At 66.3% G+C, this 22,411-nt stretch carries 17 protein-coding genes and 1 tRNA gene; 7 read left to right on the top strand and 11 right to left on the bottom strand.

The features are described from left to right. Window positions 1–136: 136 nt before the first annotated feature. Window positions 137–967: a DNA alkylation repair protein gene (locus tag G448_RS0104575; RefSeq protein WP_245572180.1), complete on the bottom strand. Its 831-nt coding sequence runs from the start codon at window positions 965–967 to the stop codon at window positions 137–139. A gap of 74 nt (window positions 968–1,041) precedes the next feature. Between G448_RS0104575 and pgi the strand changes: the two genes are divergently transcribed. The 3 genes from pgi (at window position 1,042) to G448_RS0104560 (ending at window position 4,210) form a co-directional block, all read left to right on the top strand. Beyond that, window positions 1,042–2,697, top strand: a complete 1,656-nt coding sequence (gene pgi, locus G448_RS0104570) for a glucose-6-phosphate isomerase (protein WP_026407034.1) — start codon at window positions 1,042–1,044, stop codon at window positions 2,695–2,697. 5 nt (window positions 2,698–2,702) lie between these two features. Next, the gene (gene moeB, locus G448_RS0104565) at window positions 2,703–3,950 is read left to right on the top strand and encodes a molybdopterin-synthase adenylyltransferase MoeB (protein ID WP_051268618.1); all 1,248 of its coding nucleotides are present in this window, start codon (window positions 2,703–2,705) and stop codon (window positions 3,948–3,950) included. A 183-nt stretch (window positions 3,951–4,133) separates the two neighbouring features. Further along, a tRNA-Pro gene (locus G448_RS0104560) sits at window positions 4,134–4,210 on the top strand. Window positions 4,211–4,408: 198 nt separating this feature from the next. Here G448_RS0104560 and G448_RS15085 read toward each other — a convergent pair. Then, a complete protein-coding gene (locus G448_RS15085) occupies window positions 4,409–5,332 on the bottom strand; it encodes a LysR family transcriptional regulator ArgP (protein ID WP_051268617.1) in 924 nt (307 codons plus the stop codon). Between the two features lie 41 nt (window positions 5,333–5,373). On the opposite strand from G448_RS15085, the gene G448_RS0104550 reads away from it, so the two are divergent. After that, window positions 5,374–6,018: a LysE family transporter gene (locus G448_RS0104550; RefSeq protein ID WP_051268616.1), complete on the top strand. Its 645-nt coding sequence runs from the start codon at window positions 5,374–5,376 to the stop codon at window positions 6,016–6,018. 68 nt (window positions 6,019–6,086) lie between these two features. Here G448_RS0104550 and G448_RS0104545 read toward each other — a convergent pair whose 3' ends face one another. The 5 genes from G448_RS0104545 to G448_RS0104525 are packed head-to-tail and all read right to left on the bottom strand — an operon-like array spanning window position 6,087 to window position 16,450. Beyond that, a complete protein-coding gene (locus G448_RS0104545) occupies window positions 6,087–7,478 on the bottom strand; it encodes a DHA2 family efflux MFS transporter permease subunit (protein ID WP_026407031.1) in 1,392 nt (463 codons plus the stop codon). Between the two features lie 12 nt (window positions 7,479–7,490). Beyond that, the gene (locus G448_RS0104540; protein ID WP_051268615.1) at window positions 7,491–7,967 is read right to left on the bottom strand and encodes a YbhB/YbcL family Raf kinase inhibitor-like protein; all 477 of its coding nucleotides are present in this window, start codon (window positions 7,965–7,967) and stop codon (window positions 7,491–7,493) included. Then, window positions 7,964–13,246 carry a non-ribosomal peptide synthetase gene (locus tag G448_RS0104535; RefSeq protein ID WP_169720820.1) on the bottom strand — a complete coding sequence of 1,761 codons (5,283 nt, stop codon included), beginning with the start codon at window positions 13,244–13,246 and terminating at the stop codon, window positions 7,964–7,966. Before G448_RS0104535 ends, G448_RS0104540 begins: the two co-directional genes overlap by 4 nt. Continuing rightward, window positions 13,209–14,879 carry a condensation domain-containing protein gene (locus G448_RS0104530; protein ID WP_026407028.1) on the bottom strand — a complete coding sequence of 557 codons (1,671 nt, stop codon included), beginning with the start codon at window positions 14,877–14,879 and terminating at the stop codon, window positions 13,209–13,211. Before G448_RS0104530 ends, G448_RS0104535 begins: the two co-directional genes overlap by 38 nt. Continuing rightward, on the bottom strand, window positions 14,879–16,450 hold the full coding sequence (locus tag G448_RS0104525; protein ID WP_026407027.1) for an AMP-binding protein: 1,572 nt from the start codon (window positions 16,448–16,450) through the stop codon (window positions 14,879–14,881). Before G448_RS0104525 ends, G448_RS0104530 begins: the two co-directional genes overlap by 1 nt. 566 nt (window positions 16,451–17,016) lie before the next feature. Between G448_RS0104525 and G448_RS0104520 the strand changes: the two genes are divergently transcribed. After that, entirely contained in the window at window positions 17,017–18,327 is a 1,311-nt protein-coding gene (locus G448_RS0104520) for an anaerobic C4-dicarboxylate transporter family protein (protein WP_026407026.1), read from the top strand. 8 nt (window positions 18,328–18,335) lie between these two features. Here G448_RS0104520 and G448_RS15080 read toward each other — a convergent pair whose 3' ends face one another. Both G448_RS15080 and G448_RS15075 read right to left on the bottom strand, forming a co-directional pair. Continuing rightward, window positions 18,336–18,914: an HXXEE domain-containing protein gene (locus G448_RS15080; RefSeq protein ID WP_211227958.1), complete on the bottom strand. Its 579-nt coding sequence runs from the start codon at window positions 18,912–18,914 to the stop codon at window positions 18,336–18,338. After that, on the bottom strand, window positions 18,911–19,417 hold the full coding sequence (locus tag G448_RS15075; RefSeq protein WP_034494438.1) for an HXXEE domain-containing protein: 507 nt from the start codon (window positions 19,415–19,417) through the stop codon (window positions 18,911–18,913). The genes G448_RS15080 and G448_RS15075 overlap by 4 nt, the downstream gene beginning before the upstream one ends. Before the next feature lie 142 nt (window positions 19,418–19,559). Here G448_RS15075 and G448_RS0104505 point away from each other — a divergent pair, with 142 nt between their 5' ends. Next, window positions 19,560–20,162 (top strand): TetR/AcrR family transcriptional regulator, encoded by a 603-nt coding sequence (locus G448_RS0104505; RefSeq protein ID WP_026407025.1) that lies wholly within the window; start codon window positions 19,560–19,562, stop codon window positions 20,160–20,162. A 75-nt stretch (window positions 20,163–20,237) separates the two neighbouring features. Here the strand turns inward: G448_RS0104505 and G448_RS15070 are convergent, their stop codons facing one another. Further along, the gene (locus tag G448_RS15070; RefSeq protein WP_211227957.1) at window positions 20,238–20,789 is read right to left on the bottom strand and encodes a P-loop nucleotide/nucleoside kinase family protein; all 552 of its coding nucleotides are present in this window, start codon (window positions 20,787–20,789) and stop codon (window positions 20,238–20,240) included. Between the two features lie 63 nt (window positions 20,790–20,852). Then, a complete protein-coding gene (locus tag G448_RS0104495) occupies window positions 20,853–21,479 on the bottom strand; it encodes a DNA-3-methyladenine glycosylase I (RefSeq protein ID WP_026407024.1) in 627 nt (208 codons plus the stop codon). Window positions 21,480–21,547: 68 nt separating this feature from the next. Here G448_RS0104495 and G448_RS0104490 point away from each other — a divergent pair, with 68 nt between their 5' ends. Further along, entirely contained in the window at window positions 21,548–22,408 is an 861-nt protein-coding gene (locus G448_RS0104490; protein ID WP_026407023.1) for a Cof-type HAD-IIB family hydrolase, read from the top strand. Window positions 22,409–22,411: the final 3 nt, after the last annotated feature.

Below are 22,411 nucleotides of genomic sequence, written 5' to 3'. Positions count from 1 at the left end.
GGGAGGATCCGTCTCTCACCGTTGCGTATATGGCCGCAGAGCTCGGAGACGCCGACCGCGCCCACCTGACGGCCGACTTCCGACAAGTCCTGGGCCTCCCACCGAGCCCGTACCGGCAGCAGAGCATCAGCGATCGTCAGGATCTCAGCGACCGGTAGTGGGCTCGGACCTCGGGGGAGAACCTCTCAATCGCGTAGCGCAGCATCGTTCGCGGCATGCGCGCGGCGTGCCGGTCCAGGAAGACGACCAGGGCCCGCTCGTCAACGCGCTTGCCCGCCTCCCGCAGCATCCAGCCCACCGCCTTGTGGATGAGATCATGAGGATCATCGAGCAGCCGCCGGGCGACGGCGTAGGTCGGCCAGTCGGTGCCGGCCCGGGTGGTTGCGAAGGTGGACATGATCGCCACCCGCCGCTCCCACACATTGCTGCTCGCGATGAGATCGTTGATCCGGGAGGGCAGCCCTGGCGATCCCGCGAGGGGGACCAGGAGCCAGGCCCCTACGAGGTGCTCGGCCGAGGTGTCCACCAGGTCCCAGTTGTTGACCAGGCCCCGGCCGACCCAGTCCAGGTATTTCCGCCCCAGCCCCCCGCGCCTGGCCACTGCCTCCTGGACAGCCTGCGAACCGGGATCTCGCCGCGCCCGCCTCGAGTCCAGCAGACGGCTGATCCGCTTGACCCGAGTGACGGCGACGCACAGCGCGGCCATCCGCTCCTCGTGCCAGGGACTGGCCGCCAGGCGCTCCAGCTCGTCGTCGTCGAGGACGGCGCGCTTGGCAATGGCGCGTACCTGCGGGACGGGCACGCCGTGGAAGCGGTCGCCCTCCCCGTAGCCGCCGGGCACGGCGCGCAGGTAGCGGGCCACCTGAGCCGCCTTGGACTCGTCGGACAGCTCGACCAGGGCGGCGCGCACGGCGTCGGCGGAGGCGAGAACCGCCTGGCTTCCCGCCGGCGCTTCAGGAACCATCATTGAGGACCCCGCAATCCTGAGAACGGTTGGCGCCGGAGGGTGGCGCACGATGGCGACTCCCATAGACTGTAGCCATGCTGAATCCGGTTGACCCCACCACCACGCCCGCCTGGAAGCGGCTCACCGAGCTCCACGAATCACTCACTCCCGACCTGCGCGCCTGGTTCGCCGACGATCCCGAGCGCGCCGAGCGGTTCTCCTACGAGCTGGGGGACCTCTACGTCGACCTGTCCAAGAACCTGCTGATCGACGACGTCCGCGACGCCCTGGCCGAGCTGGCCACCCAGGTGGATGTCCCGGGCCGCCGCGACGCCATGTACGCCGGCGAGCACATCAACATCACCGAGGACCGCGCCGTCCTCCACACGGCCCTGCGCCGCCCCGCAACCGATTCCCTGACCGTGGACGGGCAGGACGTCGTCGCCGACGTCCACGAGGTCCTGGAGAGGATCTACGCCTTCGCCCGCCGCGTGCGCTCGGGGGAGTGGACCGGCATCACCGGCAAGCCCATCAAGACGGTGGTCAACATCGGCATCGGCGGCTCCGACCTGGGGCCGGTCATGGTCTACGAGGCCCTCAAGCCGTATGTGCAGAAGGGCCTGCAGTGCCGCTTCATCTCCAACATCGACCCCACCGACTGCGCGGAGAAGGTCGCGGATCTCGACCCCGAGACGACCCTGTTCATCATCGCCTCCAAGACATTCACCACCCTGGAGACCCTCACCAACGCCCGCATGGCCCGCGACTGGTTCCTCGGAGCGCTCGCCGAGCGCGGCATCGGCACGGACGACGCCATCGCCAAGCACTTCGTGGCCGTGTCCACCGCCCTGGACAAGGTCGCCGAGTTCGGCATCGACCCGTCCAACGCCTTCGGCTTCTGGAACTGGGTGGGCGGGCGCTACTCGGTGGACTCCGCCGTCGGCACCGTGCTCGCCGTGGCCATCGGCCCGGAGAGCTTCGCCGACTTCCTCTCCGGATTCCACACCGTCGACGAGCACTTCGCCACCAGGGCCCCGGCCGAGAACGTCCCCATGCTCATGGGCCTGCTCAATGTCTGGTACGTCAACTTCTACAAGGCGGACTCGCACGCCATCCTGCCCTACGCCCAGGACCTGCACCGCTTCCCGGCCTACCTCCAGCAGCTCACCATGGAGTCCAACGGCAAGTCCGTGCGCTGGGACGGGACCCCGGTGCGCACCGAGACCGGTGAGATCTTCTGGGGCGAGCCCGGTACCAACGGCCAGCACGCCTTCTACCAGCTCATCCACCAGGGCACCCGGCTCATCCCCGCGGACTTCATCGCCGTCGCCGACCCTGCGTATCCGGTCAAGGACGGGGAGGCGGACGTCCACGAGCTGTTCCTGTCCAACTACCTGGCGCAGACGGCCGCCCTCGCCTTCGGCAAGACCGAGGAGGAGGTGCGTGCCGAGGGCACGGCCGAGGCGATCGTCCCGGCCCGCGTCTTCGCCGGCAACAAGCCGACCACCTCGATCCTCGCCCCGGCACTGACTCCCGCGGTCGTCGGCCAGCTCATCGCCCTCTACGAGCACATCACCTTCACCGAGGGCATCGTGTGGGGCATCGACTCCTTCGACCAGTGGGGCGTCGAGCTCGGCAAGAAGCTGGCCCTGGAGATCGCCCCGGCGGTCCAGGGCGATACCGCGGCTCTCGATGCCCAGGACTCCTCGACCCGGCGGCTGATCCGTCGCTACCGGGAGCTGCGGCACTGAGCACCATGCCCGGACGGGTTGCGGGCGGCGCGTCCCGAGCCGGCTCCCACGGCCCCGGGCCGGAGGAGTCGGTGATCGCGGACGAGCGCCTGCGGCCGCTGTCGACGGCGGAGAGGAATCGGTACTCCCGCAATATCCTCGTCCCCGAGGTGGGTGCGGCGGGGCAGCGGCGCATCCGGGCCGCCCGCGTCATGCTCGTGGGAGCGGGCGCGCTGGGGTCTCCCGCTGCCCTCTATCTGGCGGCCGCAGGGGTGGGCTCCCTCGGCATCATCGACGACGACGACGTGGACGTGACCAACCTGCAGCGTCAGGTCCTCCATACGATGCCGGACGTGGGCCTGGCGAAGGTCGAGTCGGCGCGCCGCGCCGTGAAGGACCTCAATCCGGACGTCGAGGTCGTCGCGCATCGGGAGGCTCTGACGAGCAGGAATGCGCTGGAGGTGCTCGAGGGCTGGGACGTGGTCATCGACGGGACCGACAACTTCCCGACGCGCTACCTGGTCAACGACGCCTGCGTCATGCTCGGCACCCCGCTCGTGCACGGAGCCGTCTTCCGCTCCGACGGGCAGGTCGCGGTCTTCGACGCCCGGCGCGGCCCCTGCTACCGCTGCGTGCACCCGACACCACCCGATCCGGGGGCGGTGCCCTCGTGCGCGGAGGGCGGGGTGCTGGGCGTCATGCCGGGGATCGTCGGGACCATGCAGGCCGCCGAGGCCCTCAAGCTCGTCGTCGGTGGCGCCCGGCCGCTCATCGGCCGCATGATGCTGTTCAATGTCTGGGCCGGGCGGGGGAGCGAGCTGACGATCCGTAAGAATCCGACCTGCCCCGTGTGCGGCTCCGAACCCACCATCACCGGACTCATCGACGACGAGGTCCTCTGCGGCGTCACAGGGACGCCGGATACTCCCGATGGTCATATCGACGGCCGGAAAGGACGCACCATGAACGAGATGACGGCGACCGAGTTGCGCGCGCGGATCGCCGCGGGCCGGCTGCCGGGAGGCGCCTACACGCTGCTGGATGTGCGCGAGCCCGACGAAGTCGAGGCCGATGCCATTGCCGGCTCGCTGCGGATCCCGCTGGGGGAGGTTGTGGAGCGCATGGACGAGCTGGACCCGGGCCGGGAGACGATCGTCCACTGCGCCGCGGGAGTGCGCTCCGCGCGCGCTATCGAGGCGCTGACCGCGGCCGGCTACACGGGAGCGCTCACCAATCTGGCCGGCGGCATGAGGGCCTGGAACGAGAGCGCCTGAACCTCGAGATCGGTTCAGTTCCGCGTCGAGATCGCTCCTTCCGGGCGGCCCCGGCAGAGGGCCGATCCTGGCGCGGACGAGTCTGCTTTCTCACGGTGAGTGGCGTCACCGCCAGACGATTTCGGGAGCAGGGTGCTCATGGGCTAAGGTTCTGATCGTTGCCGGCGCCGAGCCGCCGGGCGACGGGCTGTGGCGCAGCTTGGTAGCGCACTTGACTGGGGGTCAAGGGGTCGTGGGTTCAAATCCCGCCAGCCCGACCATTAAGTCCACACTCAAACCCGCGTCATGGTGAATCCATGATGCGGGTTTTTCTCCGACTCCAGCCCGACGGGTGAGGCATCACCAAGCCTCTCGTCTGACCGCACCGAGTCGCCCACCTCCCGCATGACGTACCGCCACGCCTCCTCCCAACAGTTTGAGTGCGGCAGCCAGAGGCCGACGGCGAAGCCCGGGTCGGGTCATTGTTTCCGGCCAGCCTTGCGTTTTTCCTGCCCGTTCCAGGGGGCGAGTTCGAGCGCCCCTGCTCGCTCCACGATCGTGGTCAGTGCGTCGAGCGTGGGTGAGTCGAACCTCCACCGCTGCCAGTAGAGCGGTACCTGCACGCTGCGATCAGGATGGAGTTTGACCAGCCGACCGGTCTCGAGATCATCGGAGATCTGCCCTTCCGGGAGCACACCCCATCCGAGCCCGAGGCGTGCGGCCATGAGGAACTCCCGGTTCGACGGGATGTAGTGGACTGGCGGCTGGTTCCGAACCGCCATCCGCCTCAGGTAGGAGTGCTGAAGATCATCCTTGATGTTGTAGCGCAGCATCGGCAGCGCGCCCAGGTCCACCTCCTCCTCCAGCCCCTCGATCAGGGAGGGCGCGCAGACCGACCAGTACACCATCGCGCCCAGTTCTTCCACGGAGCATCCGGGCGCCGGAGCGTTGGAGGTCGTGACCGCGGCCATCACTCGACCCTCCCTGAGCAGCGTCTCGGTGTGGTCCTGGTCCTCGACATGGAGGTCGAGCAGCAGTGAGCGCTCCGCTGCGATCTGCGCGACGACCGGTTGGAACCACGTCGAGATGGAGTCCGCGTTGATCGCCAGGGAAACGCGTGTCATCTCGACGTTCTCGGTCTGCAAGTTCTCGACTGCGATCAAGTGTTCGGCGTCGGAATTGAGGAGGGCGACCTGCCGGGCGAGGCCGAGAATGATCCGGCCAGGAGCCGTGGGCTCGACAGGCCGTGATCGCTGCACCAGGACGAGACCCGCTTCGCGCTCCAGCGCACCGATCCGCTGGCTCAGAGCGGACTGCGTAATCCTCAACGTCGAAGCGGCGACCTCGAAGGAGCCGGACTCGCAGACGGCGCTGAGCGCCTCGAGATGCGAGGACTTGAACATAAGATTTCCTCACGGGAGGGAAGCAAAAATGACTTTCTTTCATGTTACCGGAGTCGTACCGTCCTGGCATGACAATGGTTTGGTCTTTCGTTCCAGTTGCTCTCGTCTTCGGGATCACCCCTGGGCCCGACGTCGCACTGGCGCTGCGCAGCTCGCTCGCTCACGGCATCGCACATGGAGTGGCCGTCGCCCTCGGAGCGGCCACAGGGTCGCTGGCGTGGGGGATCGCGGCGGCTGCGGGTGTCGCGACGTTCATCATCCGAATCCCGGCGGCCTTCGAGATCCTCCGCTGGGCGGGAGCGATCTATCTGGGCCTCCTCGGGATGCGGGCGATCATCACCGCAGGCGCGTGGCTCGCACCCGGGGACTCCGGGACATCGCCGGCGAGCGCACCCGTGCCGAAGGCGTTCTGGACAGGTCTGATCGCGGATCTCCTGAACCCGAAAATGGGGATCTTCTATCTTGCAGTGATCCCGCAGTTCATCCCTGAGGACGGGCCGGTATTCGCCTGGGCGATGGTTCTCATGGCGATCGAGTTCGTCATCGCGATCATCTGCCTGTCCACGTACGCGCTACTCGCATCCTCTGCGAGAAGGCTTCTCACCCGCGGCGCGGTCGCCACCTGGATGGAACGGGTCCTCGGCGCCGTGCTCCTGGGCCTCGGAGTCCGTGTCGCGATCGGATAACCGGTTCTTCGTACTCAGGGCGCGGTAGCCAGAATTGGGAACCGAGTCCTCGAGGACGCCGTCGGCGCTCACTCGTCGAACAGGCCCGCGAGCCTCCGCCGAGTCTCGTGCGCCCACGCGCTCGTCGAGACGATCCCCAGCAGGACGATCCCGACTCCGAGCCCGGTCACCAGGGCGAACATGCCGTGACTGGCCTGGAGGAGACTCATATCATCCGCTCGCGCCACGGAACCGGCCAGAGCCACGCCGAGCGCCACACCCACCTGCCGGGAGGCTCCCGCGATCCCCGAAGCGGCGCCCGACTGCGAGGGCGGGAGCCCCTCGACCGCCGTCGTCGAGATGGGCGGGTTGATGAAACCGAGGCCCGCGCCCGCTATCATCAGAACGACGACGAAGTACCACGTACTGGCATCCGCGCGCAGGAAGGTCAGCAGCAGACTCGACGCCGCGACGCAGGCCCCGCCGGTCACGAGCGCCGGTCGTGTTCCCCTGCTGGCGATGAGTCGGCCCGCAAGGGGTGAGCTCACGGCCAGGGCCACCGCCAGCGGCAGCAGAAGGGCTCCCGTCCCCAACGGCGTGTATCCGAAGGGGCCCTGCAGGAGCAGCGAGAAGAGGAAGAGGAAGCTCCCCTGAGCGGTGGAGACCGCGACGGCGATGATCACCGCGGCGCTGAAAGGGGCCGAGCCGAAGAAGCGGATGTCGACGACCGGGTCCGTCACCCGCCTCTCGACGGCGATGAATGCGATCAGGCCCAGCATCGCCAGAACCATCAGGCCGAGTACGAGCGGCGAGTCCCAGCCCCTTTCCGGCCCCTCGATCAGGGCTCCCACCGTCCCGCCGAGGAAGGCCATGATGAGCAGCTGGCCGGCCGGATCGAGGCGGCGGGGTCTGGCCGCCCTCGACTCCGGTACGAACACCACGGTCGCCACGAGAGCCGCCGTGCAGACGGGCACATTCATCCAGAAAGTCGCCTCCCAGCCGAAGGACTCGGTGAGAAACCCTCCCAGGAGCGGACCGGACCCCAACGAGATGCCGATGACGGCGCCCCACACCCCGATGGCGCGAGCGCGTTCGGCCGGATCGGTATAGGTGGCCGAGATGATCGACAGCGCCACCGGCGTGAGCAGAACTCCTCCCACCGCCTGCAGCCCCCGCCCCACGATGAGCCAGAGGACGGAGGGTGCCAGGGCGCAGAAGGAGGACGTCACGGCGAACAGGCCCAGCCCGAGGATGAATGCCTTCTTGCGGCCGAACCGGTCCGCGAGCGACCCACTGGCCAGTAGGAGCGTGCCGAGAACGAGCGTGTAGGCGTCAACCAGCCACTGCAGCTGCGCGGCCGACGCGCCCAGGTCGGCACGGATCGAGGGCAGTGCGACATTGATGAGAGCCGCGTTCATCGAGGAGATGAAGAGGGCCGTGCAGCAGGTCAGCAGGACGATCGGCGGGCGTACGCGTCTCATTGATGCGGTCATTTACTCGAAGGTTCCCTCTATGACGGCCCGCTGGAGCACGTGCCCCTCGATGGCCCGGAGCAGGGCCCTGTGCCGAGAGCGTGCCGGAAGATCCAACCGCGCATCCAGCACGTATACGGTGAACCGATAGGTGTGTGTCTTGCCGCGCGGTGGCTTGGGCCCGCGATAACGATGCCACCCGTAGGCCAGGCCCTGGCGTGCGGAAAGAGAATCCACCTCCTTACCATGAGGAATTGCGGCCGGGATCCTGTCCGTCGGCTCGATGTTCCAGATCAGCCAATGGGCCATGGTCCCGAACAATGGGTGGGTCACATCCTCCAGAGTCACCGCCAACGAGACCCCACCAGGATCCCTCCCCTCAAGAACGATCTCCGGAGACTCGTCGCGCCCGCGCCCCGTCGCGTCCTCCTGAAAACGTCCGGAACTACCAATACTACGCAACAGGGCCTTCAGCCCATTCGTATCGTCAATGCTCATGATCGGACATCCTCGCTTTCCGCACTCGCGCTCACGCCGAATCCACGCTCGCTCAACAGCACAATATATTCTACCAACTGATCCAGGAGCTCCTTCTGCCGTTCGGCACTGATCCGAACCGGATTCGCCTGGATGGAAACGCTCACCCCGTCCCCGGGAACGATGAAGATCACGAGATCCCCACCGACCCGATCCGTCATGCGCATGTCATCGATGATCCGCCTGTCCATGAATGTGCCGCGCACGGAATCGGGGACCTCATAGGTCTCGATCGCGAGCCGTACGCACATGGCGTCCGGATCGCCCAGGTAGGGATCGAAGAAGTATGCGAACCTACCTCCTTCCAGCACCTCCTCCACTCGCCGACGCGCCAGATCCCCGACTGTCTCCCCACCGTTCCTGCGAACCCTGACGGGAACCGTGTTCACCAAGGGGCCGACCATGCTTCCGATGCCCCTTATGGCCGCAGGCCGGTCGGAAACCACAGTCGCCATGGTCACATCATCACAGCCGCAAGCGCGCGCAATCGCCAATCCGACGAGCACTTGAAGAGCGGCACTGACAGTGACGTTCTCGGCAGCACTCAGATCCTCGATGCGCTGCATGACCGAGCCTCTGACCGAGGTCCTGATCTCACGAAGGCTCACGAGGCTGTCCTCGATCCTTCCGCCATCATCGAACAGCGACACCGTCTCGTAGCCCGCGAGATAATCCTCCCAGTAGCTCAGCGCCTCCCTCTCGACATCCGGTCTTGAATTGAATCTGATATATTCGCCGAACCCACCGGCGCCCTCGCGCTCAAGAGACTCCGGCGCGCGAAGCATCTCAATGAGCTCCGAGAGCAGCGTCATGCGGCTCCACCCATCCAGGATCAGATGAGAGTTCGACCAGATCACGAAGTGATCGTCAGGACTCACCCTCAATATTTCCACACGAGTCAGCGGCTGTCCCGGATCACGATATCCGAGAGCGGCGTCAACCAGAGTCCTGGACTCGAGGTAGTTCCCGATCTCGTCGGCTGACAGGTTTCCAATATCGGTAAGAGTGATCGGTATGCGAGCATCCTTCAGCACCACCTGGACCGGGACCGCATCGCCCACCGGTGTCACAACGGTACGTAATGCGGAATGCCGGCGAGCCAGTCGTCCCGATGCCTCCTCGATCTTCGTCGCGTCCAGTGGCCCCCTGACGCGGAAAGCGCGTGAATGATAATACGGTTGAATGGTTCGAGGCGTGCGGCAGGAGTCTCGCCACATCGTCCTCTGGCACGGCGACATCGGAAGAATGTCATCCACGTCGGTGGACCTACGTTCCCCTGGAAGGCCGTCCACCAGAGCCTCGAACTGATCTTGTGGAAGATCCAGGCCGGAGAAGTCGGACGCGGTCTTCTCGGCATGAGCGGGATCCGAGCAGTATCGGACCAGCTCGGCCGCATCCCTCTCGAATTCCATGAGCAGTCGGCGGACGCCACCCTCGTCGATCTCCCCGGAAGAGAATGTCGCTCGGATGGAGAGACCCTCGCCGACTGAGATCGCGTCGATCGTCAATGCGTACTGAAGCGGAGAATCGGGATCCCGCCACTCCCCGGTATCATAGGGGAGAGGGGTCAGCCCCCCGGACCCGTGCCCGCCCGATCTCCAGTCTCCGAGGAAGTTGATGCAGACGACGGGCTCGGACGGTCCCGCGGGGACCTTCCTGCTGTACCGCAAATAGTTATACGAGGCACCCAGTGAAGGAACTCCTCGCATTGTCTCCTTTGCTTGAACAATACGATCGCGAACATCCTCGGCACTACCGTCCACGTGGATGGGATAAGAAGAGGTGAACCAGCCCACCGCGCCTGACGGATCGCCCAGCGATTCGTCGGAGAATCTCCCATGAGACTCAATGCAAATGTCGAAATCCGAAACTCCCAGCAGATCCGAGAGGGGCCTGCTCAGTGCTGCGACGATCAGTTCGCCGGTATTGGTTGACAGGCATGAGTTGGCGTCCGTCAATATGGACTGCGCCGCACCCCCGTCGAACGTCCTGCGCACCACCGTCGCGTCGCGCTGCGATCCGTGATCCGATGAAGGGCCTCCGGCCCCCGACTCCGCCTGCGCGCCCCAGTAGGCCAGATCGATGTCATCGCCCCAGGCGCTGCTCATGCGCTCGACCCATGCCGGGTAGGGCGTCCGGACGGCCGGAAGGCGCGCCCCCGGATCCTCGATGAGCGCCGAGAGCTCTTCGCAGATGATGCGCCAGGATACGCCATCGACCACCAGGTGGTGGATCGCGACCACCAGGACCTGCTCGCCGTCGCTCTCGATCAGGCAGTACGAGAGGTTCAGCGCACGACGCGGACATATGTCGCGGTGGAGGCGGTCCGCCACCTCTTGAATGAGGTCGGGTGCGATCTCACCCGATACCCTCAAGGAATCGGAGGTGATGTGAGCCGAAGGGGTCGTGTCGCCATCGATCACGAGGCTGAGGCCGTCGTCCTGGCCCGACAGCACGGCGCGAACTCTCAGCATGTCGTGCCGCTCCACCAGGCGCTCGAATCCGAGAGCCAGCGCGTCATCATCGACATGCGCATCGACGTGGAACGCGAAGGCCTGATTCCAATGATCCCAGTACCCGACCCGCTCCATCCACCGGGAGATCATCGGGCCGCACGGCACCGGGCCGACATGCCGCTCAGGTTCCGTCTCGATCTCGGAGGACTCGGCAGACGTCTGCGCGAGCCTACGGACCGTCCCGCCGTTCAGGATCTCGGCGACCTCCGCCTCGACACCGATGGCGCGGAGCCGTCCGGCGATCTGCATCGCCTGGATCGAATCGCCCCCCAGGCTCAGGAACTCCTCATCGACACCGCACTCATGATCAAGAGCAAGCACATCGCGCCAGATGCTCAGGATCCGCATCTCCAGATCGTTGGATGGGCCGTGACCCGACTGCGTCCCGCCCGCACGCCGTGGTTCCGGCAGCGCCGCGCGGTCGACCTTGCCGTTGGCCGTGAGAGGAATCTCGTCGATCTCCACGAACCATGCCGGAACCATGTATGAGGGAAGCAGTCGTGATGCTTCTGAGCGCGCAGACTCCTCATCGAACTCGGGATCGGTCGTGCAGTACGCGGCCAGTTTCACTCCGGTCGTCGTCTCGATCGGAACCACGACAGCCTCATGCACGTGCCCGGTCTTGAGGACCGCGGTCTCCACTTCGTGCGTGTCCACGCGGTATCCGTGAACCTTGACCTGGTCGTCGACTCGTCCCAGGTACTCCACGCCGATGCCGGGCAGGAGCCTGCCGCGATCTCCTGTGCGGTACGCGGGGGAGCCGTCCGCCGGGAAGTCGACGAACGACCGAGCCGTGAGCTCGTCGTCGTTCACGTATCCCGCACCGACGGCCGCGCCACTGACGACGATTTCGCCGGCGACTCCGGCGGGCTGCGGTTTCAGATCATCGTTCGTGATATACACCTTGGTGCCGGCGACCGGCGTCCCGATGATGGATCTTCCCCGCCGGAACGCGTCCCGATGGGCCTCATAATATCCGGCCAACGACCCGATCGTCGTCTCCGTGGGCCCATAGTGATTCATCACCCGTGTCGATGGCAGGATCTCCTTCAGAGACTCGACGTCGTCGACGCGCAGACGCTCACCCCCGAGCACGACGAGTCGGAGCGCGGCAAGATCGAATTGTTCGCGTCGGAGCTCGTCCACCACGAGGGAGAAGAGCGAAGGAGTCATCTTGATGAATGTGATCCGTTCGTCCGCGATGTACCGCAGCAGTTTCGAGGTGTCCCTGTACGTGGATTTCGGGATCACATGCAGGCAGGCGCCGCAGGACAACGCTCCAAGAACACCCGAGTAGCCGAGGTCGAAAGCCATTGAGGATACCAGTAGCGCATTGTCCGCCGGCGACAGCTCCGCGAGCTCCACGAACCACGACAAGTAGTTGGCAACATTGGCCCGGGTCACCTTGACGCCCTTCGGACGGCCTGTGGAACCCGATGTGTATATCACATACGCCACGTCGTCGGGCGTCTCATCGGGGAGATCCGGCAGGGCGGGGGAGGAGCCGGTATCGCAGGCGCTCTCCAGAGGAAGACGGGGGAGCCCGAGACGCATGACGACCTCATCGTCATCCGGGCCCGCCATGACAGCGGCGGGCTCTCCATCAGTGAGGATCGCTGAAAGCCGTGACTCCGGACTGTCCGGATCCAGCGGGACGAAGCCCACACTCGCCTTGATGCATGCCAGCATGCCGATAATGCAGTCGATCGAGGGACGAACGATCATCCCGACGAGTTTCTCGCGGCCGATATGGTCCAGCACCCGGCCGGCCAGTCGTTCCGCATGGGCGTCGAGCTCGCCGTACGTCATCGACCGGCCGCCCTGCGTCAACGCACTCTCATCCCGGTGTGCTGTCACGACCCGAGTGAGAAGATCCGATAGCGACGGCGCAGCGGCCTCCCCCGCCGGCGTCGGGCCCGCGAGCATCGACGCCGGGCTCTGCTCCAGCACGTCGTCGACGAGGTCCGCGAGCAGCAGGCGACGTGATCCGCGCAGGCGACCCACGACGTCCGCGACCGTTGACAGGGCGGCTTCGGCCTCCGGCGCGTCGCATGATCCCGCGGGGGCTCGAAGGGTCAACCGATACCCTTCGACCGTCTTCGAGATGTCGAGCCAGCATCGGGGGCGCCCGCCGACGCCCGCCTCGTCCGCGCTGGTACCCGATCGCCCGACGGTCAGGACCACGCCTCGTTCGAACGGGGCGTCCGTCGTGCCACGACCGTGCTCCTGGAGCATCGTGTACGGATAATCGCGATACGAGCGCGACGCGGCGACGCACCGCGCCGAGTCGAGGAGAGCATCCCCCACGGTCGTCGTCGCCGGGTCCCCGACCACCGCCGGAAGAGGACCGTCCGTCGGACCTCCGTCCGCGGCCGACCCGGAGGAGAACCAGAACCTCACCTCACCGGAGCCCGTCAGGTATCCGAGCCTGTCGGCAACGCAGGCGAGTGCGACCGCGAGCGACGCCGTCAACGCATCCGCATTCCCGCCAGTGAGCCGTTCCAGGGCCTCGCCCCGGGACGACGGGAGAACGACCGAGTGACGAGACGGTCCGGTCCCCTCAGGGCGTCCCGAGTCCCGACCGTTGGTGAACGCGAGCTCCCTCGCGACGGTCAGGACCGTGCGCCAGTGCTGACGGTGCGCTCTGTAGCGGGAGCCGCTGAAGGAGAGGTTCTTCGAAACGTCGTCAACTGGCATCATCGTCTCCCGCCTCATATCCGTCATCGAGAAAGGACATCGCCGGCCCCGGATCCACGACGGGATGATCCGTGGAGTCGTTGCCGCCGTACTCATCAACCCGGGCTCCCGGTCGTTCTTCCAGCTCATCGATGACGATTCGCATCATGTCGGCAACGGCCGCGGCGTCCGCCACCGGGATCTGCGTCTCGTCGAAGTAGAGCTCCACGTCGAAGTCCTCCTCCTCCGTGACGAGGAGATTGAGCGGAACCTTCAGCCCGCTCTGGTGCAGCGGGAGCGCCCGGGCCTCGGCGCCCTCAAGCACGAGCGGGGGAATCCCTACGTTCTCCATGGTGAACATTGCGGAGAACAGGCTGCGATCCTCGCGGCCGGCGTCTCCGCGCCGTCGCATGATCCAGTCGAGTTGATCGCTCTCATGCTGATGGGCCTCCCTGAGCCGCTGGGAGACCGAACCGACTGCGGTGATCCCCTCCGGCGCGTCATGCAGGCGAATGGGGATCGGTAGGGTGTTCACGAAGAGTCCTATTGTTCGATCGAAGCGCCCGTCATTCCTCCCACTGAATGGAACGCCGATGATGAATGAGTCGGTGTCGTAGCAGCGATGGAGACTGACGGCGTACGCGGTCAGAAGAACCCCGGCGGTTGTCGCCTGGAATCCACCGCCCTCCTTGCACGCATCGATCACCGCCTGGATCTTCGCCCGCGGAACGGTCGCGAACAGTGACCGTCCCCGATTCTTGGAGCAGTCCGTGCCGACCGGCGGGCACAGACGATATGGAGAATCGAGAACGGCGGCCCAGTAGGAACCGGACGACGAGGAAGAGTCCGCCTCATCGGAAGCGGCCCATTCCTCTTCGTAGACTCCATAGTCCCATGATTCTGCGAGTGAAGGATCCTCACCCGTCGCCAAAGCATTGTAGCAGGTCATGAAGTCCTGGGCGATGAGAGCCATCGAACGTCCGTCGCCTATAATGTGATGAAGTTCGAAGAGCAGAAGTCCGCTCTCGTCCTGCGCGGTGACCAGATGCACGCGCAGAAGCGGTCCCCCTCGAAGATCGAAGGGTCGCGTCAATTCCTCGGGATCAATATCCTCTGCGCCGCCGCGGTCCCATCGCCGGGACAAGACCTGAGCATCCTCCCGATCGCCGACGTACCGTTTAAGAACACCATCGGCGTCCGTGTCGAACGTGCTCCTCAGGATTGGCCGCGCATCCAGGATCCGATTGATCGCATCCACAGCGAGATCGGCCCTGAAGGACGCGCCGACGCGCACCCCGGCGTTGATGTTGTACGCCGTGCTTTCCGGCGCCCCACTCCAGATGGCGAACATTCTCCTCTCCTGGGGGGAGGCCGGAGTCGGGCTGGGCGGCGGGCTCGCTATCGATGGATGAGCGGGGGGCCCGGGAGAGCACTCGTGGCGCTCGGTGAGTCGCGTGACCTCGTCGATCAGCTCCTGGACGACTCGGAACTCGTAAAGCGACTCGATGAGGAGATCGATGTTGAAGTCGGCGTTGATCTCATTCAGAATCATCGCGATTCGAAGAGAGTCGGCGCCCAGGGAGAACAGGTCGTCCTGCGTCCTCACGCCGTCAACATCCAGCACCCTTTCGATGATGCCGATGCAGTGCGCGCTCACATCGACCGGATCGCGATGCGCCATCATCGGGCTCCTCCGGCGGTCGTCGTCGCCCTCAGGAGGAATCTCTGCACCTTGCCGCTGGATGTGCGCGGAAGGGCCTTCACCCCGATCATCTGGTCGATCCGGAGGTGCGTTGCGTCCCCGAACCCCGCTCGAATGTCGGAGAATTCCTTGTCGAGATCCTCCGGATCATGCGACTCCCGCTCGATGAAGAGCACGATGCGTTCGGTCCCGTTCCTCTGATCCACCGCTCCCGTGACGGCGATGAGGCCGGCCAGGTCCGGGCGAATGCCCAGCACCACATGTTCGAGGTCGTCCGGGTAGTAGTTCTTTCCATTGATGAAAATGATGTCCTTCTGGCGCCCGGTGAGGTAGATCTCGTCGTCGAGAACGAACCCGATGTCCCCGGTCCTGAACCAGTCGTTTTCTCCAGACCATTCGTCCGGGGACGCGTCTTGCTCGACGTAGCCGACCATCATCGTCGGACCCGTCACCTCGACGTGCCCCAGCGTCCCGGGTTCCAGAACATGGCGATCGTCGTCGACGATCCTCACCGAGGTGCCCGTCAGGGGCGTCCCGAGGGCGACGGCCTCGAGTCCGCCGCGACCCTCATGATGGACGTCGTGGACCCGGGAGCCGATCCTGAGCCGGTCGCGATCGACAGTTATCGACTTGAGAGGAGCTCCCGGCGGACGGACGGAGATGCCGACGGTCGTCTCGGACATCCCGTACGCGGGTGCGATCAGATGAGGCCGGGATCCGTACGCGCTCAGAGCTTTCTCGAAATTCGTCGCCGTCGCCAGGTCGAGTGGTTCCGCTCCACTGACGACCACTCTTAACCGATGGAGGTCCAGGGCCGGCTCGCGCCCTCTTATCCTTTCCTTTTCGATCGCATTCAGTAGGAGGCGGAGACCGAAATTCGGAGAGCCGGTGAGCGTCGTACCGAGTTCGCTCATGCGCTGCAGCCAGGACATCGGATTCAGCATGAATCCGATGGGAGTCCCTATGACCTGCTCGACCCCAAGGAGAGTCGCCGATATATGAAATCCGAACAGTGCGAAGTTGTGAGTCAGGGGGAGCCAGCTGTAGGTCGAGTCATGTGCGCCGAGGGACAGACGCTCCTCGAGTGCCTCAGCAGTCCTGATGAAGGACTCGGCGCGCAGTTGCACGCCTTTAGGGGCTCCCGTCGATCCGGACGAGTACTGAATGACGGGCTGGTACTCAGAGGACTCGTCTCCCGAGTGCCGGGACGGCTTGAGCAACCGGAGATCGCCGTCGTCGCCTGCCTCGATGTCGATGGGGGAAGCCCCGATCCGGATATGATCGAGTGTTCTCCCATCCCCTACGATGATCGGATCGTCGAGCTGTCCGACAATTCTTCGGATAAGATCCGCATGCGTGTCGGATTCCACGATCGGGGCGATGACGGCGGTCGCATCGAGGGAGATGGCGGCCCAGAACGCGCTCAGGAACTTCGATGGCTCCCTGGCCTGGACGACTATCTGCGGCCGGGGCGTCGGGGAGATGTCGCATATTCCGTTAGCCAGCGCCTCCGCGTTGTGGAAGAACTCGGCGTACGAGATTTCTCTCACCCGCCTGCCGTCATCGAATGAAATCGAGGCACTCGATGACGCGCAGCTTTCACGAGCTCGTTGATAGAGGTTCATCAGGGGTTCCGTCCTTCGGGCTGGGCGGCAGGATTCTCAGTGCAATTCTGTGCAATGCGGATGACACAGTCAGGTACATACAGGACAAAGCGAGGGAGGAAGCACCGACATGGAGTGCTGCCGCTCCCTGCAGGGAACGGTAGCATTTTATACGGCGACTACGATCTAGGCGGGAACACAATGCGTCGCACAATCGTTTGTGGGATTCCATAACGAACGGAACGGTCGGGGAGCGGTGCCGGGCCGCGCGGCCCACCTGACGACGACCTTCCCGTCCCGTCACACGTTGTTCCCAGGTAAATCAAAGGTTTCCGGGTGCGCAATCGCCGGCGGGAGCGAGCGATGACTCATAGAGTAAGGGAGTAAGAATGACGATGCGTCGCATTCCGCGCTCCGCCACTGTTGCCGTTGCGCGGTATTCGGCTGCCCCGCGGGACGCGGCCGCACCGCCTCACGGTAGAGCCCCTGTCTCGACACCCGGAGGAAGTCGCGTGATCTGGTTCCATCTTGTCGTCGTCCTACTGTTCATCATCATCGGTGCCCGCCTCGGCGGCATCGGCATCGGCCTGGCCGGTGCGGCCGGAGTCATCGTCCTGGCCGCTACCGGTGTGCACACCTCGGCCGACGATGCTCCCTGGGAGGTCGTCGGCATCATCATGTCCGTGATCTGCACCGTCGCCGCCCTTCAGGTGGTCGGAGCCATGGACCATCTCGTCCATCTCACCGAGGTGCTGCTGCGCAGGCATCCCAGGCAGATCGTCTACCTCGCTCCGTTCGTCACGTTCGTCATGTCGGTGATGTGCGGCACCGGGCACACCGCCTACTCGATCATCCCGGTCATCGTCGATGTCGCCAAGGAGCACGGCATTCGCCCCTCACGACCCCTGTCCATCGCGGTGGTCGCCTCGCAGGTGGGCGTGGCCGCCTCGCCGATCTCCGCGGCGATGGTCGCCCTCGTCATCGCGCTCGAGCCGGTGAGCGTCGGCTACCTCCAGTGCCTCGCGATCGTCATCCCGACAACCTTCATCGGCTGCGCCGTCGGTGCCGTCGTCGCGGCTCGCCAGGGCTCCGAGCTCGCGGACGACCCCGTGTACCGGAAGAGAAGGGCCGAGGGGCTCATCAAGCCGAGCGCGGCGGTTGCCGATGACTACACGGCGGCGCCCGGCGCCGTGCCGGGCCTGCTCCTCTTCCTCGTCTCCCTCGTCCTCGTCGTCGCCTACGCGACCCTGACCTCCAATGAGCTCGGCATCATCGAGGACCCTCCGATGACCTCAACGCCCGCCATCATGACCATCATGCTGGCGACCGCGGCGATCATCTGCCTTATCGCGAAGAAGCCGACCGGAACGATCGCGAATCAGGACACCTTCCGCTCGGGCATGACGGCCGCCGTCTGCATCCTCGGCCTGGCGTGGCTCGGGAATGCCTTCGTCAACCAGTACGAGGCGACCATCTCCAACGCGCTCTCGGGACCGTTCCAGGCTCTGCCATGGTTGGCCGGGGTGTTCTTCTACTTCACGGCACCGCTCATGTTCTCCCACGCCGCTACCACCAAGGCGTTCATGCCGCTCATGGTGAGCCTCGGCCTGCCCGCGACGGCTCTGGTCGCCAGCTATCCCGCCGTGGCCAACTATTATCTGCTGCCGAACTATCCGACGACGGTCGCGGCCATGGAGATGGACGACACAGGCTCGACCCGTGTGGGTGGGAACGTTCTCGCCCATCCCTTCGTCATCCCGGGAACCGTCTCGATCATCGTGTGCATCGTACTGGGCTTCCTCCTCGCACCGCTGGTGCTCTGACTGCGGGCTCACGTCCACCGGCTCCCGATCGTGGAGTCCTCGGACATCCCGGATGTCCCGGCCGGTCTCGCACTCGGCCCCTCGAGTACTCGGAGAATCCCCTCCGCCCCGGCGTGAGCGGCCAGCAGCGCCGGCAGGGACGCGGCGGCACCGCCCACGCTCACCCGGCACGGCACGCCCTCGGCCCGCAGCTCGCGCCACGCCCAGGCCCCGTAGCCGATGACCAGGGGAGCGGTGAAGGCCCCGGAGACGTAACCGCCCCGGAGTAAGCACATCCCGAGATGGCCGACGCCGTGCAGACCCCAGACGGCCAGCGCGTTCTGGAACCATGCCGAGTGCCCACCGCTGCGTCGACCGGCGAGCGCCGCGCCGACCCAATGGACGCCCATGAGAGCGATGCCGAGGTTGACATGGTTCTGACTCCACCCCCGTTCACGGAGCTCGGCGGGCAGCGGCACTCGGGCGGGTAGGGACCCGAAAACCCGCGCCGAAGAGGCCCGGTAGGTGAGCAGCTCCTCGCCGTCGTGCACCAGGTAGCACAGCGCCAGTCCATAGGTGACCAGATCCATGCGGGTCAGCCGACTCATGAAGCGGCCCCGATCCGGCGTCCGGACGCCAGGTAGCCCACGCCGTGGACGACGAGACCGACGACGGGGAAGGCCGCGATCGTCCAGCGGCGGGGCCGCACCTCGATGCCGTCGGCCCGCAGCGCTGCGTTGGCGAAGAGCCAGAAGGGCAGTACCACGGGAAGCGCAGTGGCCGCTCCGCTCGTGTAGCGGCGAGCCGTCAGAGCCGAGGCGAGGTGGATGAGGGCGTGCATGCCGTAGCCGTAGAGCATCGCCTGGTAGAAGGGCGAGCGCCCGCGAGTGCGGTAGCCATCGATGGAGGCGGCCGCCATGAGCGCCCCCACGAGAGTGAGAGCGATATCCGTCTGGTCCCGCGAGACGCCGTGAGCGCGCACGCCCGCGGGCATGAAGGGCAGCGCACCGGTGAAGGGGTGGGCGCGGCCCGGCATGGTCACGTACTCCTCGAGATCGTGGATGAGCCAGGAGAAGAAGAGCCCCCCGGTCGCCAGATCCAGTCTGCTCACCTTGCCCACGGGTCCCCTCCACAGCTCCGCTACCGATGGTCGCACAATTGATGCTAGCGCGTCCCCGGCCGCTTTGGAAGAATCCGCTGCGGATCGACCCGAGTGACCCGAATGATGAAATGATGATGATGAGGAGGCGGCGGTGCCTGCGAACGGCAGACGACGCGGCGGGCGTCCACGGGACGCATCGGTGGATGTCAGGGTGCTGCGCGAGACCTTCGGCCTGCTCGCCGACAAGGGATTCCGCGGCCTGCGCATCGACGAGGTCGCCCGGCGATCGGGCGTGCCCAAGTCGACGATCTACCGTCGGTGGCCGTCCCTGGTCGATCTGGCGGTCGACGCGGTCGATACCGCCATGGGCTCGCGCGAGTGCGAGCCGGGGGAGGACCCGCTGGTGGACCTCAGCGCCATCATCGTCCGGGCCCATGCCTTCTTCACCACCTCGCCGCTGTCCGGCAGCCTGCCCCAGATCGCTCTGGGGCTCATCGGGCACCCCGAGGCGCAGGCCGCCTACCGTGACCGCATCATCGCCCCGCTGCGCAATGGTGCGATCGATGCCGTGGCCCGGGCCGCGTCCGCGGGCCGATGGCAGGGCCCCGACCCCATGACCAGCGTCGACATGATGATCGGCGCCATCGTCTACCGGTTCAACTACCTCGGTCACGCGGCGGACCTGGACGAGGCGTTCGAGGTGGCGGAGGCCGTGGCCCGCCGCCCGCTGCCCAGGCCCGAGGCGACGCGGTGAGCGCACGGGGTCGCGTGACGACGATGACGAGCGACTCACGCCGGCGGACGGCCCCGTCGGCCACCGGAACGAGCGCTAGCGGGAGACCCGCGACACGCGCCGGCGGCGGACCTCGTCGAGAACCGTCCGCGCCGCGGCGTCCGGCCGGACGAGACTCGTATCGATCATGAGGCGGTCTCGTTCCCAGCGCTCGTAATCACGATCGATGACCTCCCGCCACCGCGGGTTCGTGATGCCGACGACATCGATCTCCCGCGCCTCAAGACGGCGCCGATGCTCGATGACGTCCGAGCAGACGAGCTCGACCTCGATGACCAGCGCCCGGGCCCGGTCGCCGACGGCGAGCCAGGCGTCGCGAGTGGTGGCGATGGGATTCACGCACTCCACGACGACATCGAGGCCGAGGTCGAGCTGATCGGAGGCGAGCTCGTATCCGATGACGTACCCCTCGTCCCCCCGGGGCAGCCCGGAACGGCCCTCACCGCGGAGGATGGCGCCCTCGATCGTGTCGATGCGGAGGTACGCGGCCCGCATCTCGCGTGCCGCCGGACGGCCGATAGCGGTCTTGCCCGTCGCGGGCAGGCCTCCGATCACGACGAGCGCAGGAGGCCCCATGAGTTCTTCCACACCGGAATGATATTCGCGGGCGGTGCGGAGCGCCCCGATCCGCACCGATGCCGTTCGGGGGCCTCAGCTCCAGACCCCTGAGGAGCCGCGACGATACGAGCCGAGCAGGTGGGTGTCGACGATCCCGATGGCCTCCATGAGCGCGAAGCAGGTAGTGGGCCCCACGAACCGGAAGCCCCGCAGCTTGAGATCCTTGGCCAGCGCCGTCGATTCGGCTGACCGCGCGGGGACGTCGGCGGCGCGGCGGGGCTCGGGCGTGCGAGCGGGCCGGTAGGACCACACCAGGCCGGCCAGCCCGCCGACCGCGGCGTCCTCGCGGAGCGCGACGGTGGCGCGCGCATTGGTCAGGGCGGCCAGGATCTTGGCCCGGTTGCGCACGATGGACGCATCGGCCAGCAGCCGGGTCACATCGTCGTCGTCGAAGGCGGCGACGGCGTCCGGATCGAAGTTCGCGAAGGCCTCGCGGAAGGCGGGACGCTTGCGCAGGATCGTGGCCCACGACAGGCCGGACTGGAAGGCCTCCAGGCTCAGCCGCTCGAAGACACCGCGCTCGTCGCGCACCGGCATGCCCCATTCGGTGTCGTAGTACTCCCGCAGGAGCGGATCCGATGCGGCCCACCGGGGCCGGGCGAGCCCGTCCCCGCACACGACGAGATCGGGGGAGTCTGGAACCGCGGGCGCGTCGGACATGACACGAGTGTCCCACCGCACCCGGTACCGCGTGCGGCCCGGTGAGCCGGGTCTGGGAGGATCGAGGCATGACCGCTCCCGCTCCCACTCCGACCGACGCCCTTCCCGACATCGTGGATCTCAGGCTGGTCGTCACCGATATGGATGGCTCCCTGCTCGACGTCGAGGGGCGTCTTCCGCCCCGTTTCGGCACCGTCCTGACACGCATGCGCGAGAACGATGTCGCCTTCGTACCGGCCTCGGGCCGCCAGCTCGACAATCTCAGGACCGTCTTCGGCGCCGCGATCGCCGACAGCCCGGTGATCGCGGAGAACGGCACGGTCGTCGTCCAGGGCGGCACCGAGATCCACCGCGAGACCATCGCCCGCCCGGACGCCGTCGCCGCAGTGCGCACGACTCGCGCCCTGCGGGAGCGGGAACTCGACGTCGGACCCGTGATCGCCACCAGGGACCGCGCCTACGTCGACCGCATCGACGAACGGTTCGTTCGTCAATGCGCCCTCTACTACACGGCTCTGGAACCGGTCGCGGACCTGCTCGACCTCCCGCTGGACAACGTCATCAAGATCGCCGTCTACGCCTTCGGCGACGCCGAGACCGAGTGCCGCGACCCTCTGGCGGCGGCCGTGCCCGGCGTGCAGGTGGTGGTCTCGGGCGCGCACTGGGTCGACATGATGGCCCCGTCCGCCTCCAAGGGCCGAGCGCTGGCCGCGATACAGGAGCGACTGGGCGTCGGCCCGGCGCAGACCGCGGTCTTCGGGGACTACCTCAACGATGCAGAGCTGTACGACCACGCCGATCTGTCGTTCGCCATGGCCAATGCCCACCCCGACATCCTCGCCCGCGCCCGCTACATCGCCCCGGGCAACGCGGACGACGGCGTGCTGCACACCATCGAGGTTCTTCTGGATCGCCTGCCGGCACGCTGAGTG

The organism is Actinomyces gerencseriae DSM 6844 (assembly GCF_000429265.1).
Classification (GTDB): Bacteria; Actinomycetota; Actinomycetes; order Actinomycetales; family Actinomycetaceae; genus Actinomyces; species Actinomyces gerencseriae.
The sequence above is the reverse complement of the archived record's forward strand: the minus strand, read 5'-3'. Positions and strand labels throughout refer to the sequence as shown.

Coding starts and splice junctions, on each gene's coding strand:
- G448_RS15085 (WP_051268617.1), bottom strand. CDS start 5,332: ATGTTCAAGTCCTCGCATCTCGAGGCGCTCAGCGCCGTCTGCGAGTCC.
- G448_RS15080 (WP_211227958.1), bottom strand. CDS start 18,914: ATGAGTCGGCTGACCCGCATGGATCTGGTCACCTATGGACTGGCGCTG.
- G448_RS0104530 (WP_026407028.1), bottom strand. CDS start 14,879: ATGGCGCATCGCGATCCGGTCGATGTGAGCGCGCACTGCATCGGCATC.
- G448_RS0104490 (WP_026407023.1), top strand. CDS start 21,548: ATGACCGCTCCCGCTCCCACTCCGACCGACGCCCTTCCCGACATCGTG.
- moeB (WP_051268618.1), top strand. CDS start 2,703: ATGCCCGGACGGGTTGCGGGCGGCGCGTCCCGAGCCGGCTCCCACGGC.
- pgi (WP_026407034.1), top strand. CDS start 1,042: ATGCTGAATCCGGTTGACCCCACCACCACGCCCGCCTGGAAGCGGCTC.
- G448_RS0104535 (WP_169720820.1), bottom strand. CDS start 13,246: ATGACGGATATGAGGCGGGAGACGATGATGCCAGTTGACGACGTTTCG.
- G448_RS0104545 (WP_026407031.1), bottom strand. CDS start 7,478: ATGAGACGCGTACGCCCGCCGATCGTCCTGCTGACCTGCTGCACGGCC.
- G448_RS0104495 (WP_026407024.1), bottom strand. CDS start 21,479: ATGTCCGACGCGCCCGCGGTTCCAGACTCCCCCGATCTCGTCGTGTGC.
- G448_RS0104575 (WP_245572180.1), bottom strand. CDS start 967: ATGATGGTTCCTGAAGCGCCGGCGGGAAGCCAGGCGGTTCTCGCCTCC.
- G448_RS0104550 (WP_051268616.1), top strand. CDS start 5,374: ATGTTACCGGAGTCGTACCGTCCTGGCATGACAATGGTTTGGTCTTTC.
- G448_RS0104540 (WP_051268615.1), bottom strand. CDS start 7,967: ATGAGCATTGACGATACGAATGGGCTGAAGGCCCTGTTGCGTAGTATT.